This window comes from Sphingosinicella ginsenosidimutans, assembly GCF_007995055.1.
Lineage (GTDB): Bacteria > Pseudomonadota > Alphaproteobacteria > Sphingomonadales > Sphingomonadaceae > Allosphingosinicella > Allosphingosinicella ginsenosidimutans.
The window spans coordinates 2,763,617-2,787,211 of the sequence record NZ_VOQQ01000001.1; the positions used below are offsets into that span (position 1 = coordinate 2,763,617).

The 23,595-nt window shown below is 67.1% G+C and carries 25 protein-coding genes and 1 tRNA gene; 16 read left to right on the forward strand and 10 right to left on the reverse strand.

The features are described 5' to 3' along the window. Positions 1-12 precede the first annotated feature (12 nt). Positions 13-102, reverse strand: a tRNA-Ser gene (locus tag FRZ32_RS13725). Positions 103-204: 102 nt separating this feature from the next. Between FRZ32_RS13725 and FRZ32_RS13730 the strand changes: the two genes are divergently transcribed. From FRZ32_RS13730 to mazG, 9 genes are all read left to right on the forward strand, one after another. Then, the gene (locus tag FRZ32_RS13730; RefSeq protein WP_147044038.1) at positions 205-1,266 is read left to right on the forward strand and encodes a lytic murein transglycosylase; all 1,062 of its coding nucleotides are present in this window, start codon (positions 205-207) and stop codon (positions 1,264-1,266) included. A gap of 31 nt (positions 1,267-1,297) precedes the next feature. Next, positions 1,298-2,470 (forward strand): D-alanyl-D-alanine carboxypeptidase family protein, encoded by a 1,173-nt coding sequence (locus FRZ32_RS13735; protein WP_424141305.1) that lies wholly within the window; start codon positions 1,298-1,300, stop codon positions 2,468-2,470. Beyond that, positions 2,467-3,093: a dTMP kinase gene (gene tmk / locus FRZ32_RS13740; RefSeq protein ID WP_147044040.1), complete on the forward strand. Its 627-nt coding sequence runs from the start codon at positions 2,467-2,469 to the stop codon at positions 3,091-3,093. Before FRZ32_RS13735 ends, tmk begins: the two co-directional genes overlap by 4 nt. Continuing rightward, complete coding sequence (locus FRZ32_RS13745) at positions 3,090-4,076, forward strand: DNA polymerase III subunit delta' (RefSeq protein ID WP_147044041.1); 987 nt, start codon at positions 3,090-3,092, stop codon at positions 4,074-4,076. The genes tmk and FRZ32_RS13745 overlap by 4 nt, the downstream gene beginning before the upstream one ends. Before the next feature lie 50 nt (positions 4,077-4,126). After that, complete coding sequence (gene metG / locus FRZ32_RS13750) at positions 4,127-5,686, forward strand: methionine--tRNA ligase (protein ID WP_147044042.1); 1,560 nt, start codon at positions 4,127-4,129, stop codon at positions 5,684-5,686. Positions 5,687-5,727: 41 nt separating this feature from the next. Further along, positions 5,728-6,504, forward strand: a complete 777-nt coding sequence (locus FRZ32_RS13755; protein WP_147044043.1) for a TatD family hydrolase — start codon at positions 5,728-5,730, stop codon at positions 6,502-6,504. Further along, complete coding sequence (locus tag FRZ32_RS13760) at positions 6,501-7,265, forward strand: MBL fold metallo-hydrolase (protein ID WP_147044044.1); 765 nt, start codon at positions 6,501-6,503, stop codon at positions 7,263-7,265. The genes FRZ32_RS13755 and FRZ32_RS13760 overlap by 4 nt, the downstream gene beginning before the upstream one ends. Before the next feature lie 30 nt (positions 7,266-7,295). Further along, positions 7,296-7,892 (forward strand): retropepsin-like aspartic protease family protein, encoded by a 597-nt coding sequence (locus tag FRZ32_RS13765; protein ID WP_147044045.1) that lies wholly within the window; start codon positions 7,296-7,298, stop codon positions 7,890-7,892. A gap of 121 nt (positions 7,893-8,013) precedes the next feature. Further along, positions 8,014-8,727 (forward strand): nucleoside triphosphate pyrophosphohydrolase, encoded by a 714-nt coding sequence (gene mazG / locus FRZ32_RS13770; RefSeq protein ID WP_243445307.1) that lies wholly within the window; start codon positions 8,014-8,016, stop codon positions 8,725-8,727. A 5-nt stretch (positions 8,728-8,732) separates the two neighbouring features. Here mazG and hflX read toward each other — a convergent pair whose 3' ends face one another. The 5 genes from hflX to dusB form a co-directional block, all read right to left on the reverse strand. After that, positions 8,733-10,043 carry a GTPase HflX gene (hflX, locus tag FRZ32_RS13775; RefSeq protein WP_147044047.1) on the reverse strand — a complete coding sequence of 437 codons (1,311 nt, stop codon included), beginning with the start codon at positions 10,041-10,043 and terminating at the stop codon, positions 8,733-8,735. Next, complete coding sequence (gene hfq, locus FRZ32_RS13780; protein WP_279379238.1) at positions 10,040-10,558, reverse strand: RNA chaperone Hfq; 519 nt, start codon at positions 10,556-10,558, stop codon at positions 10,040-10,042. The genes hflX and hfq overlap by 4 nt, the downstream gene beginning before the upstream one ends. 50 nt (positions 10,559-10,608) lie before the next feature. Next, positions 10,609-11,994 (reverse strand): nitrogen assimilation response regulator NtrX, encoded by a 1,386-nt coding sequence (ntrX, locus tag FRZ32_RS13785; RefSeq protein WP_147044049.1) that lies wholly within the window; start codon positions 11,992-11,994, stop codon positions 10,609-10,611. A gap of 10 nt (positions 11,995-12,004) precedes the next feature. Then, a complete protein-coding gene (locus FRZ32_RS13790) occupies positions 12,005-14,284 on the reverse strand; it encodes a sensor histidine kinase NtrY-like (RefSeq protein WP_147044050.1) in 2,280 nt (759 codons plus the stop codon). Positions 14,285-14,363: 79 nt separating this feature from the next. After that, complete coding sequence (gene dusB, locus FRZ32_RS13795; protein WP_147044051.1) at positions 14,364-15,362, reverse strand: tRNA dihydrouridine synthase DusB; 999 nt, start codon at positions 15,360-15,362, stop codon at positions 14,364-14,366. A gap of 64 nt (positions 15,363-15,426) precedes the next feature. Here dusB and FRZ32_RS13800 point away from each other — a divergent pair, with 64 nt between their 5' ends. After that, positions 15,427-16,584 (forward strand): bifunctional 2-C-methyl-D-erythritol 4-phosphate cytidylyltransferase/2-C-methyl-D-erythritol 2,4-cyclodiphosphate synthase, encoded by a 1,158-nt coding sequence (locus tag FRZ32_RS13800; protein ID WP_147044052.1) that lies wholly within the window; start codon positions 15,427-15,429, stop codon positions 16,582-16,584. Beyond that, a complete protein-coding gene (locus FRZ32_RS13805) occupies positions 16,581-17,108 on the forward strand; it encodes a CinA family protein (RefSeq protein WP_147044053.1) in 528 nt (175 codons plus the stop codon). The genes FRZ32_RS13800 and FRZ32_RS13805 overlap by 4 nt, the downstream gene beginning before the upstream one ends. Here the strand turns inward: FRZ32_RS13805 and FRZ32_RS13810 are convergent. Further along, positions 17,051-17,530, reverse strand: a complete 480-nt coding sequence (locus tag FRZ32_RS13810; RefSeq protein ID WP_147044054.1) for a type II toxin-antitoxin system RatA family toxin — start codon at positions 17,528-17,530, stop codon at positions 17,051-17,053. The genes FRZ32_RS13805 and FRZ32_RS13810 overlap by 58 nt on opposite strands. A 6-nt stretch (positions 17,531-17,536) precedes the next feature. After that, positions 17,537-18,481, reverse strand: a complete 945-nt coding sequence (gene lipA / locus FRZ32_RS13815) for a lipoyl synthase (RefSeq protein WP_147044055.1) — start codon at positions 18,479-18,481, stop codon at positions 17,537-17,539. 66 nt (positions 18,482-18,547) lie between these two features. On the opposite strand from lipA, the gene FRZ32_RS13820 reads away from it, so the two are divergent. After that, on the forward strand, positions 18,548-19,183 hold the full coding sequence (locus FRZ32_RS13820; protein WP_147044056.1) for a carbonic anhydrase: 636 nt from the start codon (positions 18,548-18,550) through the stop codon (positions 19,181-19,183). An 18-nt stretch (positions 19,184-19,201) separates the two neighbouring features. On the opposite strand, the gene FRZ32_RS13825 is transcribed toward FRZ32_RS13820, so the two are convergent. Together FRZ32_RS13825 and FRZ32_RS13830 are read right to left on the reverse strand one after the other, a co-directional pair. After that, positions 19,202-19,807: a peptidylprolyl isomerase gene (locus tag FRZ32_RS13825; protein WP_147044057.1), complete on the reverse strand. Its 606-nt coding sequence runs from the start codon at positions 19,805-19,807 to the stop codon at positions 19,202-19,204. Between the two features lie 270 nt (positions 19,808-20,077). After that, positions 20,078-21,502 carry an amino acid permease gene (locus FRZ32_RS13830; RefSeq protein WP_147044058.1) on the reverse strand — a complete coding sequence of 475 codons (1,425 nt, stop codon included), beginning with the start codon at positions 21,500-21,502 and terminating at the stop codon, positions 20,078-20,080. A 183-nt stretch (positions 21,503-21,685) separates the two neighbouring features. Between FRZ32_RS13830 and FRZ32_RS13835 the strand changes: the two genes are divergently transcribed. From FRZ32_RS13835 to FRZ32_RS13850, 4 genes are all read left to right on the forward strand, one after another. Then, the gene (locus tag FRZ32_RS13835; protein ID WP_147044059.1) at positions 21,686-21,904 is read left to right on the forward strand and encodes a hypothetical protein; all 219 of its coding nucleotides are present in this window, start codon (positions 21,686-21,688) and stop codon (positions 21,902-21,904) included. Between the two features lie 38 nt (positions 21,905-21,942). Continuing rightward, the gene (locus FRZ32_RS13840; protein ID WP_147044060.1) at positions 21,943-22,659 is read left to right on the forward strand and encodes an NYN domain-containing protein; all 717 of its coding nucleotides are present in this window, start codon (positions 21,943-21,945) and stop codon (positions 22,657-22,659) included. 114 nt (positions 22,660-22,773) lie between these two features. Further along, positions 22,774-23,094, forward strand: a complete 321-nt coding sequence (locus FRZ32_RS13845; RefSeq protein ID WP_205008271.1) for a GNAT family N-acetyltransferase — start codon at positions 22,774-22,776, stop codon at positions 23,092-23,094. 159 nt (positions 23,095-23,253) lie between these two features. Beyond that, the gene (locus FRZ32_RS13850; protein ID WP_147044061.1) at positions 23,254-23,592 is read left to right on the forward strand and encodes a hypothetical protein; all 339 of its coding nucleotides are present in this window, start codon (positions 23,254-23,256) and stop codon (positions 23,590-23,592) included. Positions 23,593-23,595 lie beyond the last annotated feature (3 nt).

Consider the following 23,595-nt stretch of genomic DNA (forward strand, 5'->3'; position numbering starts at 1 on the left):
AACTCTTTCATCTGGCGGACAGGGTGGGATTCGAACCCACGGTGGGCGTGAACCCACGGCGGTTTTCAAGACCGCTGCCTTAAACCACTCGGCCACCTGTCCCGGTGCATTCCCGCGTTAGCCTCCGCTCGCCGCAGCGCGCAAGCTTCGGCCTTGCCCCTGCGTTCAGCTTCGGACAAGCTGGCGCCGCCTAGAACAGAAAGGATGAAGGCGGGTATGCGGCGTTGGAGCATCGTGGCGGCGGGGTTGGTGCTGGCAGGAACGCCGATCGTGCCGATCCTTCCCGGTGCAGCGCCGGCGATCGCGCAGGAAAGCGGCCTCAGCGCCGCCGGATTCCAGGCCTATCTGCCGCAGCTTCGCGCCCGCGCCGCCGCCGCCGGCATCCGCCAATCGACGCTCGACCGGATCTTCCCGACGCTCGAATTTTCGGCGCGCACGGTCCAGCTCGATCGCGCGCAACCGGGCGGGACGCCGGGCAGCAACGCCAATCCTCCCTTCGCGCCCTATCGCGCGCGCCAGCTCACGCAGGCGCTCATCGATCGCGGCCGCTCGCGCTACGCGGCCAATGCCGCGGCGCTCAACGATATCGGCCGACGCTATGGCGTTCCGCCGTCGATCCTTGTCGCCATCTGGGGCAAGGAGACGGGTTACGGTACGATCATGGGCGATTTCGATCTGCTCAACAGCCTGGCAAGCCTCGCTTACGAAGGCCGCCGCCGCGAGCTTTTCACGACCGAGTTCATCGCGACCCTGCGCCTCGTCGAGCGCGGTTTCCCGCGCGACGAGTTGAAGGGGAGCTGGGCCGGCGCCGCGGGGCAGTCGCAATTCCTTCCCAGCGTTTACCTGCGCGTCGCGGTCGATGGCGACGGCGACGGGCGGCCCGACATCTGGCGCAGCTCGCTCGACGCGCTCGCCTCAATCGCCAATTACCTTCGCGATGCCGGCTGGCGGCCGGGCGAGACGTGGGGGACGGCGGTGAGGGTGCCGGCGGGTTTCGATCGCGCGGCGGTGGCGACCCGCCTTCGCGCGCCGCGCTGCCCCGCCGTCTTCGCCCGCCACAGCCGCTGGCTCACCGCGGCCGAATGGCGCCGCCGCGGCATCGCCAACAGCCTTCCGGACCGCACGCTGGCCTCGCTGCTCGAGCCGGACGGGCCGGGGCAGACGGCCTATCTTCTCACCAACAATTATCGCGTGATCCTCGACTATAATTGCTCGAACTTCTACGCGCTCACCGTTGGGCTGCTCGCCGATTCGGTCGCGCGCTGAACCTTTCACGCAAGCAGAAGAAGCGAAGATGATCCGCAAAGCCGTTACCTCCGTCGCCCTCCTTTCGACCTTCGCTTATCCCGCCGTCGCGGCCGCGCCGCCGTTCGATACGCCCGCCACCGTCGCCTATATGGTCGATCTGTCGTCGGGCGCGGTGCTCTATGCGAAGAATGCCGACGTGCAGATGCCGCCGGCCTCGATGGCGAAGATGATGGCGGTCCACGTCGCCTTCGATCTCATCAAGCGCGGCGAGCTCAGCCCGGACAAGATGTGCACCGTCCGGCCCGAAACCTGGCAGCAGTGGCATGGGCCGCAGGCGGGATCGACCATGTTCCTGTCACCCGGCGAGCAGGTGAGCGTCCGCAATCTGCTCCACGGCATCGTCACGCTGTCCGGCAATGACGCCACCGTCGTCCTGTCCGAATGCATTTCGGGCACCGAGGCGGCGTTCGTCGCCCTGATGAACCGGCAGGCAGCGCAGATGGGCCTTCGCGGATCGCACTGGGGCAATCCGATCGGCTGGCCCGACAACGGCGCCACCCATGTGACGGCGCGCGATCTCGCCACGCTGGCCGCCGCGACGATCCGCGACTATCCGCAGCTCTACCGCGAATATTATGCGGTGCCGAACTTCACCTGGGGCCGCACGATGGGGTCCAACCAGGCGATCACCCAGGAGAATCGCAACCCGCTGCTCGGCCGCGTCGCGGGAGCGGACGGGCTGAAGACCGGCCATACCGAGGAGGCCGGCTATGGCTTCACCGGCTCCGCCGAGCAGAATGGGCGGCGCATCGTGATGGTGCTCGCCGGCCTTTCGAGCTTCAACCAGCGCATTTCCGAATCGGTTCGCTTCATGGACTGGGGCTTCCGCGCCTGGCAGTCGCGGCCGCTGCTTCGCCAGGGCCAGCATATCGGCAACGCGACGGTCCAGGGCGGCAGCGCGAGCGAGGTCGGGCTGGTCGCGCCGCGCGCGATCGCCGTGACCTATCCCGCCGGGCTCGGCCAGGGCCTCAGCGCGCGGATCGTCTATCAGGGACCGATCCGGGCGCCGATCGCGCAGGGCCAGCATATCGCCGATCTCGTCGTCACCACCGCCGACATGCCGCCACAGACGATGCCGCTGGTCGCCGAGCAGGCCGTGGGGGAGGCCGGCTTCTTCGGCCGCATGTGGGCGGGCCTGAAGGCGCTGTTCGGGCTCGCGTGACGCGCGCGCGCTTCATCACGCTCGAAGGCGGGGAAGGGGTCGGCAAGTCCACCCAGCTCGTTGCGCTGGCGGCGGCGCTTCGCGCCCGCGGGCTCGACGTCGTCGAAACCCGCGAGCCGGGCGGCAGTCCGGGCGCCGAGGCGATCCGCCAGCTCCTGCTCCAGGGGAGCGAGGATCGGTGGACCGCCGAATCCGAGGCGCTGCTCTTCGCCGCCGCCCGCGCCGATCATGTCGCGCGCACGATCAAGCCCGCGCTTGCCGCCGGCCAGTGGGTGATCTCCGATCGCTTCATCGACAGTTCTGTCGCCTATCAGGGGATCGTCGGCCATGTCGGCGCCGATGCGGTGCGCCAGCTCCACGCCATCGGCAGCCACGGCTTCCTGCCCGACCGGACCTTCCTGCTGCGTCTTGAAAACCGCGCGGCGGCCGAACGCGCGCGCGCCCGCGACACCGAGGGAAGCGACCGGATCGGCGGGCGCGAGCAGGCGTTTCACGACCGCATCGGCTTCGCCTTCGGCGTTATCGCCAATGAGGAACCGGAGAGGGTTCGCCCGATCGACGCCGCCGGTGCGCCCGAGGCGGTGACGGCGCGCCTGCTGGCGGCGCTCGAGGACCTGCTGTGACTCCGCTCTTCGGCCACGACGCGGCGGTGGCGGCCTTCCGGGCCGCGCTGGATTCGGGGCGGCTCCACCATGCCTGGCTGATCGCCGGGCCCGAGGGGGTTGGGAAGGCGACCTTCGCCGACAAGGCGGCGCTGCGTGTGCTTGCCCAGGGCATGGGCCCGGTCGACGCGTCCGGGCTCGACGTCCCCGATGATCATCCGGTCGTCAGCCTCGCCGATGCCGGCAGCCATCCCGATCTCATGCGCCTCGAACGAGTAGCCAAAGGCGAGGGGACCGAGATCGCGCGGTCGATCGTCGTCGATCAGGTCCGATCGCTCAACCGCCTCTTTTCCACCACGGCGTCGCTTTCTCCCTGGCGCGCGGTCGTGATCGACTCCGCGGACGATCTCGAAAGCCCCGGCGCGCCGAACGCGCTGCTCAAGATGCTCGAGGAACCGCCGCCCCACACCGTGTTCCTGCTCGTCAGCCATCAGCCTGACCGGCTGCTCCCGACGATCCGCTCGCGCTGTCGGATCCTGCGGCTGGGCCCGCTCGGGGATGACGCCATGGCGTCGGCCCTGCGCGCGGCATTGCCGGATTCGGACGAGGACGAGATCGCGGCCCTGGTTGCGGCCGGCGATGGCGCGCCCGGTCGGGCCATCGCCTGGCGCGGGCTCGACCTTGCCGGGCTCGATCGCGAGATGGCCGCCCTGGCCGACGAGGGCGATCCGACAGGCGGCCGCCGATCGGCGCTCGCGCACGCTTTGGCGCTGAAGTCCGCCCAGCCGCGCTACGAGGCCTTCCTGGTCCGGGCCCCGGCGAAGATTGCCGCGGCGGCGCGAACGCGCCGAGGCCCCGCCCTCGCCCAGGCCCTCATGCTGTGGGAGCGGGCGACCGATCTCGCATCCTTCGCGAAACGCAACTCGCTTGACCCGCAAGGCGTGGCTTTCGAACTTGGCGGGCTGCTTGCCGCGCTCGCCGACCCGGGCCGCCGCGCCGCCTGACCGGCGAGGGGCTTTATCCGCGACGCCATCCCCGCTACGCGCATCCGGGCATGAGCGAGCCATTCTACATCACCACCGCGATCAGCTATCCCAACGGGCGGCCGCATATCGGCCACGCCTATGAGGCGATCGCGGCCGACGCGATCGCGCGGTTCCGCCGGATGCAGGGGCGCGACGTCTTCTTCCTCACGGGCACGGACGAACATGGCCTGAAAATGGCGCAGACGGCCCGCGAACGAGGCATCGAGCCGGCCGCGCTTGCGGACGAAATGTCGTCCTATTTCCGTGAGATGGATGAAAAACTGAATATCTCCTTCGATCGTTTCATTCGCACGACCGAGCCGGCGCACCACAAGGCGAGCCAGGCGATCTGGCAGGCGATGGTCGACAGCGGCGACATCTATCTCGGCCGCTACGAAGGCTGGTATTCCGTCCGCGACGAAGCCTATTATGCCGAGGACGAGCTCGTCACGGCCGAGACCGGCGAGAAATTGTCGCCGCAGGGAACCGAGGTCCAGTGGACGGTCGAGGAAAGCTGGTTCTTCCGGCTCTCGGCCTATCAGGATCGGCTGCTCGCTTATTATGCGGCCAATCCCGATTTCATCCGTCCCGAGAGCCGCCGCAACGAGGTGCTCCGCTTCGTCGAGGGCGGCCTTGCCGATCTCTCCATCTCGCGCACCAGCTTCGATTGGGGCGTGAAGGTGCCGGGCAGCCCGGACCATGTCATGTATGTCTGGGTCGATGCGCTGACCAACTATCTGACCGGCATCGGCTATCCGGACGATGGCGGCCGCTTCGGGCGCTTCTGGCCGGCGGACGTCCACATCATCGGCAAGGACATCATCCGCTTCCACGCCGTCTACTGGCCGGCCTTCCTGATGTCGGCGGGTCTCGCGCTTCCCAAGCAGGTGTTCGGTCACGGATTCCTGCTCCACCGCGGCGAGAAGATGTCGAAATCGCTCGGCAACGTCGTCGATCCGAATGACCTGGTCGCCGCCTTCGGGGTCGATCAGCTGCGCTATTTCCTGCTCCGAGAGGTCACGTTCGGGCAGGATGGAAGCTATTCGGCCGAGGCGATCGTCGCCAAGGTGAATGCCGATCTCGCCAACAGCTTCGGCAACCTCGCGCAGCGGACTTTGTCTTTCATCGCAAAGAATTGCGACGGGAAGTTGATCGACGGCTACGAAGCGACCGACGGGGACCGACGGCTGCTCGGCGAGGTCCGCGACGCCTGCAGCGTCCAGTTCGCGCGGCACATGGAGGCGCTGGAACTTTCGGCCGCGATCGAGACCTGGCTGCGGGCCGTCTTCGCCTGCAATCAGTATATCGACGCGCAGGCTCCATGGACTCTGCGCAAGACCGATCCCGAACGCATGTCGGCTGTGCTCGCCGTGCTCTACGAGGCGATCGGCAACCTCGCCATCGCAATCCAGCCGATCATTCCGGGCAGCGCGGACAGGCTGCTCGACCTGATGGGAGTCCCGCGGGACGAGCGGACCTATGAGGCCATCCGCAGCGGCGAATGGTATCGCAAGGTCGCGAGTTCCGATTTCCGTCTCGCCGCGCCGACTCCGATCTTCCCGAAACTGGAGCTGCCCGCGGAAGCGTGAGCGGGTTTCGCGGCCCGGCCGAAAGGGCTAAGGCCCCGGCCATGCTGATCGATAGCCATTGCCATCTCAACTATAAGGGCCTGGTCGAGGACCAGCAGGGCGCGCTCGATCGCGCCCGTGCCGCGGGCGTCTCGATGATGCTCAACATCTCCACCCGCGCCAGCGAATGGGACGAAGTGATCGGTCTTGCCGAGCGCGAAGCTGACGTCATGGCGTCGGTCGGCATCCACCCGCACGAAGCGGACATCCACCCCGACGTCGAGACCTCGACCCTGGTCGAGCGCGCCGCCCACCCACGCGTCATCGGGATCGGCGAGACCGGGCTCGATTATTATTACGACCGCTCCGACCGCGATCGGCAGCGCCAGAGCTTTCGATCGCACATCGCCGCCGCGCGCGAGACCGGGCTGCCGCTCATCGTCCACACCCGCGACGCGGAGGACGGCACCTGTGCGATCCTCGCCGAGGAGATGGAGAAGGGGGCCTTTCCCGCCCTGATCCACTGCTTCACCGCGAGCCGGGAATTCGCCGACAAGGTGCTCGCGCTCGGTCTTTACGTTTCGATTTCCGGGATCGTCACGTTCAAGAATGCGAAAGAGCTGCAGGAAACGGCGAAGGCCATCCCGGCCGATCGGCTGCTGATCGAAACCGATTCGCCGTTTCTCGCCCCGGTACCGCATCGCGGCCGGCCGTGCGAGCCGGCCTTCGTCGCAGACACCGCGAAATTCCTCGCCGACCTGCGCGGCGAGACGCTGGAGACGCTGGCGGCGACGACGACGGCGAACTTCAAGAGGCTCTTCAGGAAAGCATCGGCGTGAAGGTCCGCATTCTCGGCTGCGGGACCTCGTCGGGGGTCCCCAGGGTGGGGGACGATTGGGGCCTGTGCGACCGCGACGAGCCCAAGAATCGCCGGCGCCGCGTCTCGATCCTGGTGGAGCATCAGGGCGCCCGGATCCTCGTCGACACCAGCCCGGACCTTCGCGAACAGCTGCTCGACGCGCGGGTTTCCGACATCGAGGGGGTGATCTGGACCCACGACCATGCCGATCACACGCACGGGATCGATGACCTGCGGCAGCTCTATCATGCGCGCGGTCGCCCCGTGGCCGGCTATGCCCGACCGCAGGCAGGCGCTTCACTGCGGCGGCGATTCGCTTATGCGTTCGAAGGGAAGGGGGGCTATCCCGCCATCGTCGACCTCAGCGATCTTCCGGATCACATCAATCTGGGGGGCATTTCGATGCGCTGCGTCGATCAGCCGCACGGGCCGATCACAAGCGCCGGCCTGCGCTTCGACGCCGGTGGCGCATCGATCGGATATTCTACTGATTTCAACGCTATAACGCGTGATATGGCGAACCTGTTCGAAGGCATCGACGTGTGGATCGTGGATGCATTGAGGCGCAAGCCGCATCCAACGCACTCGAATCTCGACGAAACCCTCGATGCGATACGCTCGCTCGGCGTGCGCCGCGCCGTGCTCACGCACATGGACAATTCGATGGACTACAGGACCCTGCTCCACGAACTGCCGCAGGGCGTCGAGCCAGGCTATGATGGTCTCGAGATCGAGTTCTGACCGGCGAGTCGACGGGGAAGGCGGGGGATCATGGGCGAGAGTGGCGACCGGTCGATGCAGCTCGTCTATCTCGTCGGGGTGCTGATCCTCGTCGCGAGTGCCTTCGCGGTTCGCCGGATCCCGATCCGTGAGAGCCTCAAGATGGCGATCGCCTGGGTCCTGATCTTCGCCGTCGGCTTCGCGATTTTCGCGCTGCGCGACGATTTCCGCGCGCTCGGCGCCCGGATTCTCGGCGATGCGCGCGGGACGCCCGGCGAGGTCGAGGCCGGATCGGTGCGAATTCCACGCGCATCGGACGGCCATTACTGGGTGACCGCCGAGATCGACGGCCGATCGACGCGCTTCCTGATCGATTCAGGCGCAACCGTGACGACGATCAGCGCGGAAACCGCGCGCGATGCCGGGATCGCGCCGTCCGGTTCGTTTCCGGTCCTCGTCGACACCGCCAACGGCACTGTCACGGCGCGACGCGGCACGGCGCGGTCGCTCCGCATCGGTTCGATCGAACGACGCGATCTGGCCGTCCATATTTCCGATCGCGACGGCATCAACGTCGTCGGGATGAATTTTCTCGAAACCTTGCGCGGCTGGGGCGTCGAAGACGGCGCCCTGGTGCTGCGGCCGTGAGGAAGGGCCCCGCGAAGCCCGTTTCGCATTTCTGTATTTTACATAATGTATATTATCGGACTTTAGGATGAGTGAGCCAGCGCCCCCTGATCAAGCCCCTCTCGACCGGCTCGTGGCCATCATGGCCAGGCTCCGCGATCCGCAGCGCGGCTGTGAATGGGACACTGCTCAGACCTTCGAGACGATCGCGCCGTACACGATCGAGGAAGCCTATGAGGTCGCCGATGCGATCCGCCGCGGCGACATGGCCGAACTCAAGGACGAACTTGGCGATCTGCTGCTGCAGGTCGTGTTCCATAGCCGCATGGCCGAGGAAGCCGGCCTGTTCGACATCGCCGACGTCGCCACTGCGATCGCCGACAAGATGGAGCGTCGCCACCCGCACATCTTCGGCGATGTCGCGCATGGCGGCCATCATCTGTGGGAGCAGACGAAGGAAGCCGAGCGCCAGGCCCGGGGCGCAACCAGCGCGATCGACGGAGTCGCTCTCGCCCTCCCCGCCCTTCAGCGCGCGGAGAAAATCCAGAAGCGCGCCGCACGTGTCGGCTTCGATTGGCCCGATGCAACGGGTGCGCGCGCCAAGATCCTCGAGGAGCTCGACGAGGTCGATCGGGCGAGCGACGAGGACCGCGCCGGTGAGCTGGGTGACCTGCTCTTCGCGGTCGTCAATTATGCCCGCCATCACGACATCGACCCGGAAGCCGCGCTGCGTGCCGCCACGGCAAAGTTCGAGAGACGCTTTCGCGCGATGGAAGAAATGTCATCCAGGCCATTGAAAGATTTAGGTCTTTATGACCTGGAATCACTCTGGCAGCAGGCCAAGAAGCGCGATTGAGCCCGCTAGCTGCGGCTCTGCCGCCAGGATTGGAAGCGCGCCCAATCCTTGTCGGACAGGCGCACCACGAAGCGCGTTTCCAGTCCCTCATGGTCGTAACTCAGCACCTCGCCATTGGCGTGGAGCCAGGCGATCAGCTCGCCATTTTCGGCCGGTAGCGTGACAATCCGCACCTTGCTCTCCCGCCTCAGGACTTCGGAGGCCGCGGCGAGCAGCCCGTCAACGCCCTCTCCCGACAAGGCGGAGATGACGACGACATCGTTGCGCCGCTGCGCCTCGGCGCGCGCCCGTATCCCCTCCTCCTCGCCGAGCAGATCGATCTTGTTCCAGGCCTCGATCCGCGGCGCCCTTCCCTCCCCGCCGGCGCCGATCTCGTCGAGCACCTGCTCGACATCGATGCGCTGTGCGTCGCTGTCGGGATGCGAGATGTCGCGGACGTGGATGATGAGATCGGCCGAGACCACCTCCTCCAGTGTCGCGCGAAAGGCGGCGACGAGCTGGGTCGGCAGGTCGGAAACGAAGCCGACCGTGTCGGACAGGATCGCCTTCTCGATTCCCGGCAGCGCGATCTCGCGCATCGTCGGACCGAGCGTCGCGAAGAGCAGATCCTCGGCGCGGACCTCCGCGCGGGTCAGGCGGTTGAACAGCGTTGACTTGCCGGCATTGGTATAGCCGACGAGCGCGATCACCGGCCAGGGCGCCTTCTGCCGCCGCGCGCGATGGAGCGTGCGGGTCCGCGCGACCTGGTCGAGCTCGCGGCGCAGCTTCGCCATCCGGTCGCGGATCATCCGGCGATCGGCCTCGATCTGGGTTTCACCCGGCCCGCCGAGGAAGCCGAAGCCACCGCGCTGGCGTTCGAGGTGGGTCCAGGAGCGCACGAGCCGCCCGGCCTGATAATCGAGATGGGCGAGCTCGACCTGAAGCCGGCCTTCCGCGGTCGCCGCGCGTTCGCCAAAGATTTCCAGGATGAGCCCGGTGCGGTCGATCACCTTCGCCTTGGTGCGCTCCTCCAGCGTCTTCTGCTGGATCGGGGTGACGGCGCCGTCGACGATGAGCAGTTCGGCCTCGCTCTGCCGCACGGCATCGGCGATCCGCTCGACCTGGCCCGACCCGAACAACGTGGCGGGCTGGGCCCGTCGCACGCGAAAGGCGAGCCGGTCCTCGACGTCGATCCCGATCGCCTCGGCCAGGCCGGCCGCTTCCGCAAGCCGGGCATCGGTATCGCGGCGCGCGTCCCTTCCCAGGTCGGGCAAGGCGATGACGGCCCGCGCGCCGCGCCGGAACTCGCTGTCCGAATCGCCGAACTTGCTGGTCAGGCGCCCGGCTCCTCGTCCTGCTGCACTTCGGCCAGGTTGACCGGATGCTCGGGCTGAACCGTGGAGATCGCATGCTTGTAGACGAGCTGGCTGAGCCCGTCCCGCTCAAGCAACATGCAGAACAGGTCGAACGCCGCGATTTCGCCCTGGAGCATCACGCCGTTGACCAGGAACATCGTCACCGGAGCATCCGATCGCTGGACCGCGGTCAGGAAGACATCCTGAAGCAGAACCGGCTTCTTCCTTTCGAGCTGCTTGGCAAACGACTCCCGCAAGTCATTGAGATCAATCGGCTGTGCGGGCATGATCGTCGAGATGGCATGCTTGTAGATGAGCTGCGCCTGGCCGTCCCGGCGAAGCAGCACCGAGAAATTGTCGAACCAGGTGATGATGCCCTGGAGCTTCACGCCCTTGACGAGGAACATGGTCACCGGGGTCTTGGTCCGGCGCAGGCTGTTCAGGAACATGTCCTGGAGGTTGTTGACCTTGTCGGCCATTTCTCGTGTCTCCTGGATCCGCCCCCCGGACCCTTGTTCTATCGTTTCGCTGGACGCTGGCCGGCTGCCTAGTCGCCCTCTCCCCGGTTTTCGCCGAGACCGAGCGCCTTCAGCTTCCGGTGCAGCGCCGAGCGCTCCATACCGATGAAATTGGCGGTGCGCGAGATGTTGCCGGAAAAGCGTCTGATCTGCACCTTCAGATATTCGCGCTCGAAGGTTTCGCGCGCCTCCCGGAGCGGGGTCCCCATGATGGCGCGGACGGCTTCGTTCGGGGTCAGCTGCGCCTGATCGTTGAGCAGCTCGGGCGGCAGCATGTCGATATCGATCCGCGCGATCCGTTCCCCGGGCGCGAGGATGATCGTGCGTTCGATCACGTTCCTGAGCTGGCGGACATTGCCGGGCCAGTCATAGGCCTGGAGCGCCGCCATGGCGTCAGGCGAGACGTCGGGCGTGCCCACCCGTTGCTCGACCGCATAACGCGCGGCGAAATGACCGACCAGCTCGGGGATGTCCTCGCGCCGTTCCGCCAGCGCCGGCAGGTGAACCGGCACCACGTTCAGCCGGTAATAGAGATCCTCGCGGAAACGGCCCGCGGCAATCTCGTCGGGCAGGTTGCGCGAGCTCGACGACACGACCCGCATGTCGATCCGCACGGTGCGCTGGCCGCCGACGCGGGTGAAGCTCTGGTCGGTCAGGACCCGCAGGATCTTTCCCTGCGTCGAAAGCGGCATGTCGGCGACCTCGTCGATGAACAAGGTGCCGCCATGCGCCTGTTCGAGGAGGCCGGGCCGGGCGAGCTCGCCCCCCTCTTCCGTTCCGAACAGCACTTCCTCGACCCGCTCCGGCGTCATCCGCGCCGCGGTCACCACGACGAACGGACCCGATGCGCGGGGGCTCCAGCTGTGGAGCAGCCGCGCCGCGACCTCCTTGCCGACGCCGGCCGGCCCGGAGATCAGGACGCGGCTCCCCGTTGCGGCGACCCGCTTCAACGTCGCGCGGACATTGTTGATCGCCGCGCTCGCGCCGGTGAGCTCCATGTCGTTGCCGATCTGGCGGCGCAGCGCCTCATTCTCCCGTCGCAGCCGCTCGGTCTCGGTCGCGCGCGCGACGAGGTGGACGAGATGCCCGGCCTCGAACGGCTTTTCGATGAAATCGACCGCGCCCTGGCGGATCGCCGCGACCGCTGTGTCGAGATTGCCATGGCCGGAAATCACGAGCACCGGCAGCGTCGGGTCGCGCCGCTTTATCTCATCGAGCAGCTGGAGCCCGTCGAGCTTCGACCCCTGGAGCCATACGTCGAGCAGGGCCAGCGATGGCCGCCGATCGGCCAGCGCCAGCAGCGCCTCGTCCGAATTGGCGGCGGCCCGGGTGGTATAGCCCTCGTCCTCCAGCACACCCGCCACCAGGTCCCTGATGTCCTGTTCGTCGTCGACGATGAGAATGTCCAATGCCATGTGATCTCAGCTACTTGACTGGTTGTTCTTCAGGTTGACGCTGCGGCGCGCCCGCATTGCCGAGGCGGGCGAGCAGCGCCGCATCGAACTGGAAGTGGACGAGCGATCCGCCCGAGGGCGCATCGGCGAAGCTCACCTGTCCGAAATGCTCTTCGACGATCTTCTTGACGATCGCGAGGCCGAGCCCGGTCCCCTTCGCGCGCGTCGTCATATAGGGTTCGGTCAATCGCCCGCGATCGGCCGGGAGGCCGATGCCGGTATCGGCGACCTCGATCTCGATCCGATCGCCCTCCACACGCACCGTCATCGCGATCCGGTCGGTCTTCTCCCCACCCGTGTGGCTTTCGGGCTGATCCTCGCGCTTCTGCTGGATCGCCTCGACGCCGTTCTTGACGACGTTGATCAGCGCCTGGCCGAGCAGCCGCCGGTCGCAGACGAGCGTCGGCGATGGATCCGGAGCATCGAGCGTGAAGGCGATGTCCGGATGGGCGATCTCGTGCAGAAACAGCGCCTGCCGCGCGATCTCGTTCAGCGGCTCCTCGCGGAACACCGGCTTGGGCATCCGCGCGAAGGACGAAAATTCGTCGACCATCCGTCGCAGGTCGCCGACCTGTCGAACGATCGTCCCGGTCAGCCGCTCGAACGTCGCGCGGTCTGAAACGACCTCGCCGGCGTAGCGGCGCTGGAGCCGCTCGGCGGCGAGCTGGATCGGGGTAAGCGGATTCTTGATCTCATGAGCGATGCGTCGGGCGACGTCGGACCAGGCCGCGCGGCGCTGGTCCAGCAGCTGTTCGGTGATGTCGTCGAACGTGAGGACATGGCCGCCCTCGACCCGCGCGATCTTGATCGCGAGCGTGCGCGGCTCGCCGCGCGAGGCGAGCTGGATGATGTCCTCGCCGGGATCGGCATCGAGATGCGCGTCGAGTTCGGGCGCCAGCGCCGCGAGCTTGCGGCCGACCGGGCTTTCCCCCGCCGTGCGCAGCAGTTCCTCTGCCGAACGGTTGATCAGGCGCACGACATGGGCGTCGTCGACGGAGATCACCCCGGCGGTCACCCCCGAAAGCACCGCCTCGATGAAGGCGCGGCGGCTTTCGAGCTGGGAATTGGCCGAAACCAGCGCGCCGGTCTGCTCCTCGAGCCGGCCCGTCATCCGGTTGAATGCGTTGCCGAGCGTCGCGATCTCGTCGCGGGTCCGTGAATCCTCGACCCGTGCGCTGAGATCGCCGGCAGTCACCCGCCGGGCGGCATCGACGAGCTGCCCGACCGGGCGCAGCAGTCGATCGGCGAGATTGAGCGCGATCCAGATCGCAAGCGCCACCAGGAACAGCGACACGATGATCAGGACGACGTTGAACTTGATCTGGAAGTTGCGGGATCGATCGAGCACGGACTGATATTCATTGCTCGCCTGCTGCGTTTCGCGCGCCAGGTTCAGCAGATGGACGTTCACCGGCCGAGCGCCGTAGAAATAGACCGGAATGTCGGCGTCGAGGCGAAGGATCGCCTCGATCCGGTCGCCCTGCTCGGCGGTCTTGATATCGCCGGGCCGCATGGCGAGCAGCGCCTCGCGGGAAAAGCGATGCTCGATCGGCCGGTTGTAGAGATTGACCGCGCCGTGGATCTGCAGCCGGTTCTGGCGATCGACGGTCAGCAGCGCGGTATCCACCAGATAGCGGTTCGCCGTCTGCTGAAGCATGAAATCGCCGAAATGGGGATCGTTGAAGCCGAGCCGGTTGATCCTCTCGACGACGTCGCCGCCCATCGTGAGCACCTGAAGCTGAACCTGGTTGAGCTGCTCGAGTCGATATTCGGCGGCCACGTCGCGGGCGCTGGTGATGACGGTCCGGGTCGGGCCCGAAAACCAGAAGTTGATCCCGCTTTCGAACAGGAGCGAGGCGAAGATCACGACCAGCACCGCCGGAACGCTGGCGATCACCGAAAACAGCACCACCAGCCGCACGTGCAGCCGGCGCCGTCCGGTCAGCGGCGATTGCGCCGCGCGCCGCCGCGCCGTCCGCCGCGCGACCAGGATGATGAGGCCGACGGCCGGGACCAGGTTCGCGACGAGCAGCGCGGCGACGCTCGGCGGCGAGAGCCAGCGGTCCGGTGTCGTCTGTCCCCTGATGATGAAGAAGCTCGCGATCGCGACCGCGGCGAAGGCGACCACGGCGCCGATCTCGGCAAAGGGAACCAGGCGCCGCTGCCATCGACGTCGGATGACCGAAATCCGTCTTCGCCAGCGGGGCCGCGACGGAGACTCGACAGGGATCGCTGTTTCGGCGTTCACCATGCGGCTCTAGCACAACGCTGTGGCGCAAAGAACACAGTCTTTGCACTCGGCCTGTCGCAAATGAGCAATGCCCCTCCGTTCAGGCGGCGGCGCGGGAGAGGTAGGGGGCGTAGAAATTACGCAACATTGCCCTCGCCCGCGCCGGATCGGCTTCCTTGTTGAAGGCGTTGCGGAACTCCGCCGAGCCGTGGAGGCCCTTGGTGTACCAGCCGATATGCTTGCGCGCGCAATTGACGCCGACCGTCGTCCCGTAGAGATCGAGCATCGCGTCATATTGTTCGAGGATCACCGCCAACTGCTCGTCGAGGCCGGGATCGGGCAGGCGCCGGCCGGTTTCGAGCCAATGCATCGCCTGGCGCAGCAGCCACGGCTTCCCATAGGCGCCACGGCCGATCATCACCCCATCCGCCCCGGACTGGTCGAGCGCCGTCTCCACATCCTCGATCGTGTTGATGTCGCCGTTGACGATGACGGGCACCGTCACCGCCTCCTTGACGCGCCGGACGAACGCCCAGTCCGCATTGCCCTTGTAGAGCTGGCAGCGGGTGCGGCCGTGAATGGTGATCATCCTGACGCCGAGATCCTGGGCGATGCGGGCGAGCTCGGGCGCGTTGAGGCTGTTATGGTCCCAGCCCATGCGGGTCTTCAGCGTCACCGGGACGCTGACCGCCTTCACCGTCGCCTCGATGATCGCCGCGGCGGCCTTGAGATCGCGCATCAGCGCGGAGCCGGCCCAGCCGTTGACCACTTTCTTGACCGGGCAGCCCATGTTGATGTCGATGATCGCAGCGCCGCGATCCTCGTTGAGCTTCGCCGCCTCGGCCATCTCGTTCGGGCTGCAGCCCGCGAGCTGCATCGACACCGGCTCCTCGCTCGGGTCCCATTCCATCTTCTGGAGCGACTGGCGCGTCTCCCGGATCGCCGCCTGGCTGGCGATCATCTCGGTCACGGTGAGGCCGGCGCCATAGCGCTTCACGATCCGCCGGAACGGCTTGTCGGTGACGCCCGTCATCGGCGCCAGGATCACCGGCGTCTCGATCCGGACGGGACCGATCTGGATGGGCTTCAGGCGGGACATGGGAGGCGCGAGATAGGGCCAAAGCCGCTGGCGGGCAAGTTTGCGCTGGTCTAGAGGCCCGGCAATGACTCGGGGCAGCACTGTCGCATTGGTCGTCGCGGCCGGCAACGGAAGCCGTGCCGGGGGCGATATGCCGAAGCAATATCGCCCCCTGCTCGGCCGTCCCCTGCTCGGCCACGCGCTCGACCATCTCGATCATCCCGCGATCGATGCCGTCCAGGTCGTGATCGCCGAGGGGCAGGAGGAGGCCTATGCGGCGGCAGTCGGCGAACGTCCCCTCCCCGACCCGGTCATCGGCGGCGCGACGCGGCAGCAATCGGTCCGCAACGGCCTTGCCGCCCTTGCCGGACAGAATGTCGCGCGCGTCCTGATCCACGACGCCGCACGCCCTTTTCTTCCGCCCGCGGTGGTCGACCGGCTGCTCGGCGCGCTCGATGCGAATGACGGGGCGGTGCCGGTGCTCGACGTCGTCGACACGCTTGCCCGGGGTGACGGCATCCTTGGCGACACGGTCGCGCGCGACGGGCTGGTCCGGGTGCAGACGCCGCAGGCCTTCCGCTTCGAGGCGATCCGCGCCGCGCACGACGCATGGGATGGCCCCGAAGCGACCGACGACGCGCAGGTGGCGCGAGCAGCCGGGCTGACGGTCGCCACCGTCGAGGGCGATCCGACGCTCGACAAGATCACCTATGATGCCGATTTCGCGCGCGCCGAAGATCGGCTCGCCGCGTGCCTCACGCCGCGCACCGGCATGGGATTCGACGTTCACGCCTTCGGCCCCGGCTCGAGCGTCTGGCTCGGCGGCGTCGAGATCCCGCACGATCGCGGCCTCGTCGGCCACAGCGATGCCGATGTCGCGCTTCATGCGCTGACCGACGCGATCCTCGGCGCGCTCGCGGCCGGCGACATCGGCGATCATTTCCCGCCGAGCGACCCACGCTGGCGTGGCGCGCCCTCGGCCCTGTTCCTCGAACATGCCCGCAACCTCGTCGCCGACGCATGCGGGCGCATCGCCCATGTCGATGTCACCATCATCTGCGAATCGCCCCGAATCGGGGCGTACCGCCAGGCGATGCGCGAAAAGATCGCATCACTGTTGCGGCTCCCGCCTGCCGCCGTAAGCGTCAAGGCGACGACCACCGAGCGGCTCGGCTTCACCGGCCGCGGCGAGGGCATCGCCGCCCAGGCGGTGGCGACCGTCCGCTTACCGGAGATCCTATGACCCAAGCTTCCTACACACTTCCCGACGAACTGCTGACGCTTGCCCGCCGCGTGCTCGACGAAAATCGCGCCGCCGGCCTCAGGATCGCGGTCGCGGAAAGCTGCACCGGCGGGCTTGTCTCCGCCGCGCTCACCGAGATCCCCGGGAGTTCGGACGTGTTCGAAGCCGGCTTCGTCACCTATTCCAACGAGGCCAAGCACCAGGTGCTCGGCGTCGGCGAGGAGGTGATCGAGACGTTCGGCAGCGTTTCGGTCGCCTGCGCCTGGGCGATGGCGAACGGCGCGATCGAGAAGACCAATGCGGATGTCGCGGTCTCGATCACCGGGATCGCCGGGCCCGGCGGCGGATCGGAGCAGAAGCCGGTGGGCACCGTCGTCTTCTCGCGCGCGGTACGCGGGCAGGAGTTCGACGAGGCGATGGCCGACATGAAGAATTTCGGCGATCTCGGCCGCGCCGGGGTGCGCCTTCAGGCGGCGCTGTGCGCGCTCGAGCTGCTGCTGCCGTCCTCGTCGCCGTCCCCATAGAGGGTGGCGGCCCGCGCTTCGAAGGCGCCGATCATCCGGCGCAGGGCGGTATCGAACATCTGCCCCGCCAGCGCCTCGAACAGGCGGTTGCGGAAGGCGAAATCGACGCTGAAATCGACGATCGTCCCGCCCTTGCCATCAGGCCGGAAGCGCCATTCATTGTGGAGATATTTGAGCGGGCCTTCGACATAGTCGATGCTGATCTCGTTCGGCCGATCCTTGCGGACGCGCGAGGTGAAGGTTTCCTTCAGCGCCTTGAAGCCGACGATGAGGTCGGCGAGCATCTCGGTCTCGCTGTTCGACCGCACCCGTGTCGCCGCGACCCAGGGGAGGAATTCCTGGTAGCGCCCGACATCGGCGACCAGATCGAAGAGTTGCTCGGGGCTCCAGGGAAGCTGGCGGGACTCACTGTGACGCGGCATCCGCCTTTACCCCCTCAAAACCTCGCTCGGATTCCGTGTGCTTGCCAGTTTTGCTTCGCGCGCAGCGCGCATCTTCTCGAAATCGTCGCCGGCATGATAGCTTGAGCGGGTGAGCGGGCTCGCCGCGACGAGGAGGAAGCCTTTCGCCCGCGCAATCGCGGCATAGGCGCTGAAGGCCTGAGGGGTCACGAATTCCTCGACCTTCGCGTGGCGCGGGGTCGGCTGGAGATACTGGCCCATGGTGAGGAAATCGACATCGGCCGAGCGCATGTCGTCCATCACCTGGTGGACCTCGAGCCTTTGCTCGCCAAGGCCGACCATCACGCCCGATTTGGTGAAGATCGAGGGATCGTGCCGCTTCACGCTCTCGAGCAGGCGGAGCGAGGCATAATAACGCGCGCCCGGCCGGATCGTCGGATAGAGCCGCGGCACCGTCTCCAGATTGTGGTTGTAGACATCCGGCCGCGCCGCGACGATTGCCTCGACCGCGGCTTCGGACTTGTTGCGGAAATCCGGAGTCAGGATCTCGATCGTGGTCGACGGAGTCTCGCGGCGGAGCGCCTCGATCACCTTGACGAACTGGCTGGCGCCGCCGTCCGGCAGATCGTCGCGATCGACCGAGGTGACGACGATATGCTCAAGCCCCAGCTCCGCCGCCGCGGTCGCGACATGCTCCGGCTCCAGCGGATCGACCGGGCGGGGCATCCCCGTCTTGACGTTGCAGAAGGCGCAGGCCCGGGTGCAGGTGTCGCCCAGGATCATCACCGTGGCGTGCTTCTTCGTCCAGCACTCGCCGATATTCGGGCAGGCCGCTTCCTCGCACACGGTCGCGAGGTTCAGGCGCCGCATCAGCGCCTTGGTCTGCATGTAACCTTGGCTGATCGGCGCCTTGACGCGGATCCAGTCGGGCTTGCGCTTGTGCGGGGTGAGGACGGGGTCGGCTTCGCTCATGGCGGCGAGATAGCGAGTGACGCGCCGACTTGCCACCCCTCCCCTGCCCGCCTAACGCACGCGCCCATGAAGGATTTCGACGCGCTCCTCGCCGGCTATCGCCGTTTCCGCAGCCAGAGCTGGCCCGCCCAGCGCGAGCGATGGGAGGAATTGGCGGAGGGGCAGAGCCCGCGCATCATGGTCATCGCCTGCTCCGACAGCCGGGTCGATCCGGCGCAGATTTTCGATGCGCGGCCGGGCGAGCTCTTCGTCGTCCGCAACATCGCCAATCTCGTGCCTCCGTTCGAGCCCGACAATCATTATCACGGCGTCTCGGCGGCGCTCGAATTCGGCGTCACCCAGCTCGAGGTCGACGAGCTGGTGGTGATGGGCCACGGTTTCTGCGGCGGCTGCGCGGCGGCCTTGACCGGCCGGTTCGACCATGCCGCGCCGGGCGCCGGCCATTTCATCGCGCATTGGATCGACATGCTGCGCGGCGCCCGCGACCGAATCCGCGCCGAGCACCCGGCGCTCGATCGCCCCGCCTTCCAGGCGATGGAGCAGGAAGGCGTGCGCCTCTCGCTCCGCAACCTGCGCAGCTTCCCCTGGATCGCCGAGCGCGAGGCGGCAGGGACGCTGAGGCTTCACGGCACGGTCTTCGCGGTGTCGGACGGCATTCTGCATGTGCTGGACGAGGCGAGCGACGGTTTCTCGCCCGCCTGAGCGGCTTACGGTCAGGCCCTACCCCACCCTTCTCGCCGTGATGATCGTCACGCGCGGGCTCAGCATCTGGCCGCGCATCACGCCTTCGCCTTCGGTGGGCGAGGTCGGCGCGGCGAGGATACGGTGGACGACGTCCATGCCGGAAACGACATGGCCGAACACGGCATAGCCCAAACCGTCGCCGGCCGAGCCGGGACCGGCGTCGAGATAGTGCTGGTCGCCCACCATGATCGTGAAATCACCCTGCGCCGTCCCGACCGCGAGGCGCGGGGCGGAGAGCGCGCCGTCGGTGTGGGAAAGGCCTGTCTGGCTGGTCGGCTCGTGCGCGATCGGCGGGAAGAGCTTGCGCGGATCGCGCACCCCGCCCTGGATCAGGCCGGCGTCGGTCGCCGTGTGCATCGCCCGGTAGAATTCGGTGCCGTCGAGCCGGTGGGCATCGACATAGCGTAGGAAATTGCCGGCGGTGACCGGCGCCCGCTCCACCTCCAGCGCGATGGTGATATCGCCCATGCTGGTGTGGAGAAGGACGTTCACCGTGCGCGGCGCCGTGGCCGGCGGCGCTTCCTGGGCCAGCGCCGGGGTGGCGATCAAAAGGAGGAAAGCTGAAATGAGAGAGCGAAGCATCCGACTTTCCTGACTTGAGCGGACCTCGAAAATAGCCGTTCGGGCTGAGCTTGTCGAAGCCCTCTCCTTGTCCTCTTAACTCCCTCTCCCCGGCGGGGAGAGGGTTGGGGTGAGGGGGTTCGACGGTCGAGAATAATCCCAGATGCTTGACACCCTCACCCTACCATGACCGGGCCGGCCATGCCCCCGGCATGGCCTGGACAGCACGGGGCGCTGTCCACCCGGTCATCCCTCGAGGGAGAGGGAAGAGAAGCTCAAACGCAACGGGCCTCAACCCTCCGCCTCCCGGCCCGCCACGCTGCGCCGGGCGCCATAAGCGAAATAGATGACGAGCCCGACGATATGGGCGCACACGAACCAGATCTGGGTGCGCTGCGGCAGGCTGTAGAGCAGGTAGCAGCAGCCCAGGATCGCGACGATCCCGACCGGCCAGGCGGCCGGCGTGCGGAACCGTCGCGGCGCATCGGGGGCGCGGCGGCGCAGGATCAACATGCAGACCGTGACCGCGATGAAGGCGGTGAGCGTCCCGGCATTGGCGAGCGCGGCAAGCTCGGCGAGCGGCACGAAGCCGGCCAGCGCGGCGACCACGATCGCGGTGAAGACGGTGATCCGGATCGGGGAACCGCGCCCGGAGACCCGCGCCAGGCCCTGCGGCAGCAGCCCGTCGCGCGCCATCACGAAGAAGATGCGGCTCTGCCCGTAGAAGAAGGCGAGGATCACCGTGGGCAACGCCACCACCGCCGAGACCGCGAGATATTTGGCGGCGAGCGGCTGGCCGATCTCGCGCAGGATCAGCGCGAGCGGCTCGGGGCTGTTGGCGAAGCGGGCGAAGGCGAGCGCGCCGATCGCGGCCGCCGCCACCGCCATGTAGATGACGACGCACACGATCATCGATCCGACGATGCCGATGGCGAGATCGCGGCCCGGATTCTTCGTCTCCTCCGCCGCGGTCGCAATCGCATCGAAGCCGTAAAAGGCGAAGAAGATGATCGCCGCCGCCGCCATGACGCCAACCTCCGCAGGTTGCCCGTCCGCGCCGATCACGCTGTGCTTGGGAAAGCCGAAAGGCATGAACGGATCGAAATGCGCCGCGTCGAAATAGGGCAGCGTCACCGCGACGAAGACGACGAGGGCCGCGATCTTCACGAGCACCAGCGCGGCGTTGAGCGTCGCGCTCTCCTTGAGCCCGTAGATGAGCAGGCCGGCCACCACGACGATGATAAAGATCGCCGGCACGTTGACGACCCCGCCGAGCTCCGGGCTTTGGGTGAGCAGATGCGGGAATCCCACGGCCTCGAGCAATGGCGTGGCGTAGCCGGACCAGCCCACCGCGACCGCGCTGACAACCAGGCTATATTCGAGGATGAGGCTCCACCCCACGATCCAGGCGACAAGCTCGCCGATGACCGCATAGGTGTAGGTATAGGCGCTGCCCGACGCCGGCATCATCGTCGCCATTTCGGCATAAGCGAGCGCGGCGGCGGCGCAGATCACGCCGGCGATCGAAAAGGAGAGGATCACCGCCGGCCCCGCCTTCGCCGCGCCGACGCCGATCAGGGTCAGGATTCCGGTGCCGACGATCGCTCCCACGCCAAGCGCCACGAGATGCGGCCAGGACAGACTCGGCGTCAGCCGATGCTCGGGCGCCATGTCCTCTGCCGCCACGATCGTCTTGCGCGCGTTCCAGCGTGCCATGAGCCCTCCCCTGCCTTTATACCCTGGCAGTCATCTTGGTCCGCCCGATGCGCCGCGGCAAGCCTTCCGATGCCAAAGCCGGGCCTGTCCGCCTGCGACCGGCGGAGCTTCGGTCGCGGCGGACGCCACGCAACCTTTCGTGCGCGCGATCGTTGGGTGGTCATTGCTTTGGGGGCAATTCCAATGCCTTACGATCCCGAGACGCACCAACCGGTGGCCGCAGCCACGCAGAACCGCGCCTGCGATTTTTCGGCGGGAGACCGGGTTGCCTTGCGCGCCCAGGCGCTGCGATGTCGGCGGCTAGCCGATTCGATCGGCGATCCGCGCACGCTGGAGACGCTCACCGCCATGGCCGCCGATTACGAGGCCCGCGCGCGGATGATCGAGGCGCGCGAAGGCTGAAGCTTGGTCGCGCCCGCGCTGCGCGCTAAGACCGCCCAATGTCCGATGAACCCAATGGCCGCAGCCGCAACGTCGCGCTGCTGATCGACGCCGACAACGCATCCCCCGACACGCTCGATCCGGTGCTGACCGTCCTTGCCGAACTGGGCACGGTCAACATCCGCCGCGCCTATGGCAACTGGCAGAAGCCCGCGCTCAAGGGCTGGGCCGCGATGACGCATCGCCATGCCATCGAACCCCAGCAGCAGTTCGACGTCACCAAGGGCAAGAGCTCGACCGACATGCGCATGGTGATCGACGCGATGGACCTGCTCTATCGCGGCCATATCGACGGCTTCGGAATCATGTCGAGCGACAGCGATTTCATGCCGCTCGCGATGCGGATTCGGCAGGACGGCGTGCCGGTCTACGGCTTCGGCACCGCCAAGACGCCCGAAAGCTTCCGCCAGGCCTGCACACGGTTCATCGATGTCGGCGCCCTTCCGCGTCCGGAGGAGCCGGAGGGCGCCGAACAGGCGGAATCGCGCATCGACCCCAATGTCGTGAAGATCCTCGGCGAGGCGTGGCGCAACGCCAAGCGCGACGAGCGCGGCTTCGCCAGCCTCTCGGACGTCGGCAAGCTCGCCGGCAATCGCTCTTCCTTCGATGCGCGGAGCTATGGCTATGCGCGGCTTGCCGACATGATCGAGGCGATCCCCAATTTCCAGACCGAGCGGCGCGAGGGCGGCCAGCTCTTCGTCAAGCGGGTTCGCTGACATGGTGGAGATCGCGCCGCTGGCCGCGGGCGACCGCGCGGAGTGGGACGTGCTCGCCCGCGGCTACAAGGCCTTCTACGAAGATCCGCAGCCGGACGAGGTCTATGACCGCCTGTGGTCGCGGCTGATGGGGGCGATGCCATATATGGGCTCGGCGCGCGGCTCGACGGCCGGCTGGTCGGCATGTCGCATTACATGTTCCACGCCAATGCGTGGATGGCCGATGTCTGCTACCTTCAGGACCTGTTCACGGCTCCGGAGGCGCGCGGCCGCGGCGTCGCCGGCGCGCTGATCCATGCCGTGGCCGATGCCGCCCGCACCCGCGGCTGCGCGAAATATTACTGGCTCACCAAGCAGGACAACGAGCGGGCCCGGCGCCTTTACGACAAGGTCGCCCGCTTCAAGGGTTTCCTGCGCTACGATTTTCCGCTTTAGCACGCCGGCGCTTCGACGCCCCTGCAGACGGGCTGAGCTTCGGCCGATGAACCGCCTCCCCTCGCCTCCTACATGCCGAAATGATATGATCGCGCCATGACCGAGCAATCGCGTCAGCCGCTATCGAGAGGTTGGCGGTAGAAGCAACGGAGCTTTGAAGTGCCCTATCATAAAGGCTCTTATCTTTCCGGCTTCGTGCTGCTGCTCCCTGTCCTGACAGTTCCGATCGGCGCATTCATTCTTTTTATGGCGGGCAGCTTCGTCATTCGCGATGCGGACGGCGCGGTCGGGGGCGTTCTCCTGACCGACTCCGTTCGGACCGTCGCGGCGCGACGTTTCCCTGGCGGGGTCTATGCAACCACCGCCCAGCTAGAGGGCGAGGCGGTGGTGCGATGCCGCAACGGTCACAGGGTCAGCTTCGGCTACATCACGGGTGGAATACATATCTGGCGCACGGTCCGGACAAGGGATTGCACCGCGGACAGGGTCATAAACTGAGCG

What these genes read in the sequence shown, in the direction of transcription:
- FRZ32_RS13805 (WP_147044053.1), top strand. Translation starts at nt 16,581, where the DNA reads ATGACCCAAGCTTCCTACACACTTCCCGACGAACTGCTGACGCTTGCC.
- FRZ32_RS13830 (WP_147044058.1), bottom strand. Translation starts at nt 21,502, where the DNA reads ATGGCACGCTGGAACGCGCGCAAGACGATCGTGGCGGCAGAGGACATG.
- FRZ32_RS13790 (WP_147044050.1), bottom strand. Translation starts at nt 14,284, where the DNA reads ATGGTGAACGCCGAAACAGCGATCCCTGTCGAGTCTCCGTCGCGGCCC.
- FRZ32_RS13755 (WP_147044043.1), top strand. Translation starts at nt 5,728, where the DNA reads ATGCTGATCGATAGCCATTGCCATCTCAACTATAAGGGCCTGGTCGAG.
- mazG (WP_243445307.1), top strand. Translation starts at nt 8,014, where the DNA reads ATGGCCAGGCTCCGCGATCCGCAGCGCGGCTGTGAATGGGACACTGCT.
- FRZ32_RS13730 (WP_147044038.1), top strand. Translation starts at nt 205, where the DNA reads ATGAAGGCGGGTATGCGGCGTTGGAGCATCGTGGCGGCGGGGTTGGTG.
- dusB (WP_147044051.1), bottom strand. Translation starts at nt 15,362, where the DNA reads ATGTCCCGCCTGAAGCCCATCCAGATCGGTCCCGTCCGGATCGAGACG.
- FRZ32_RS13810 (WP_147044054.1), bottom strand. Translation starts at nt 17,530, where the DNA reads ATGCCGCGTCACAGTGAGTCCCGCCAGCTTCCCTGGAGCCCCGAGCAA.
- FRZ32_RS13820 (WP_147044056.1), top strand. Translation starts at nt 18,548, where the DNA reads ATGAAGGATTTCGACGCGCTCCTCGCCGGCTATCGCCGTTTCCGCAGC.
- FRZ32_RS13800 (WP_147044052.1), top strand. Translation starts at nt 15,427, where the DNA reads ATGACTCGGGGCAGCACTGTCGCATTGGTCGTCGCGGCCGGCAACGGA.
- FRZ32_RS13840 (WP_147044060.1), top strand. Translation starts at nt 21,943, where the DNA reads ATGTCCGATGAACCCAATGGCCGCAGCCGCAACGTCGCGCTGCTGATC.
- FRZ32_RS13835 (WP_147044059.1), top strand. Translation starts at nt 21,686, where the DNA reads ATGCCTTACGATCCCGAGACGCACCAACCGGTGGCCGCAGCCACGCAG.
- FRZ32_RS13825 (WP_147044057.1), bottom strand. Translation starts at nt 19,807, where the DNA reads ATGCTTCGCTCTCTCATTTCAGCTTTCCTCCTTTTGATCGCCACCCCG.
- FRZ32_RS13765 (WP_147044045.1), top strand. Translation starts at nt 7,296, where the DNA reads ATGGGCGAGAGTGGCGACCGGTCGATGCAGCTCGTCTATCTCGTCGGG.
- metG (WP_147044042.1), top strand. Translation starts at nt 4,127, where the DNA reads ATGAGCGAGCCATTCTACATCACCACCGCGATCAGCTATCCCAACGGG.
- lipA (WP_147044055.1), bottom strand. Translation starts at nt 18,481, where the DNA reads ATGAGCGAAGCCGACCCCGTCCTCACCCCGCACAAGCGCAAGCCCGAC.
- ntrX (WP_147044049.1), bottom strand. Translation starts at nt 11,994, where the DNA reads ATGGCATTGGACATTCTCATCGTCGACGACGAACAGGACATCAGGGAC.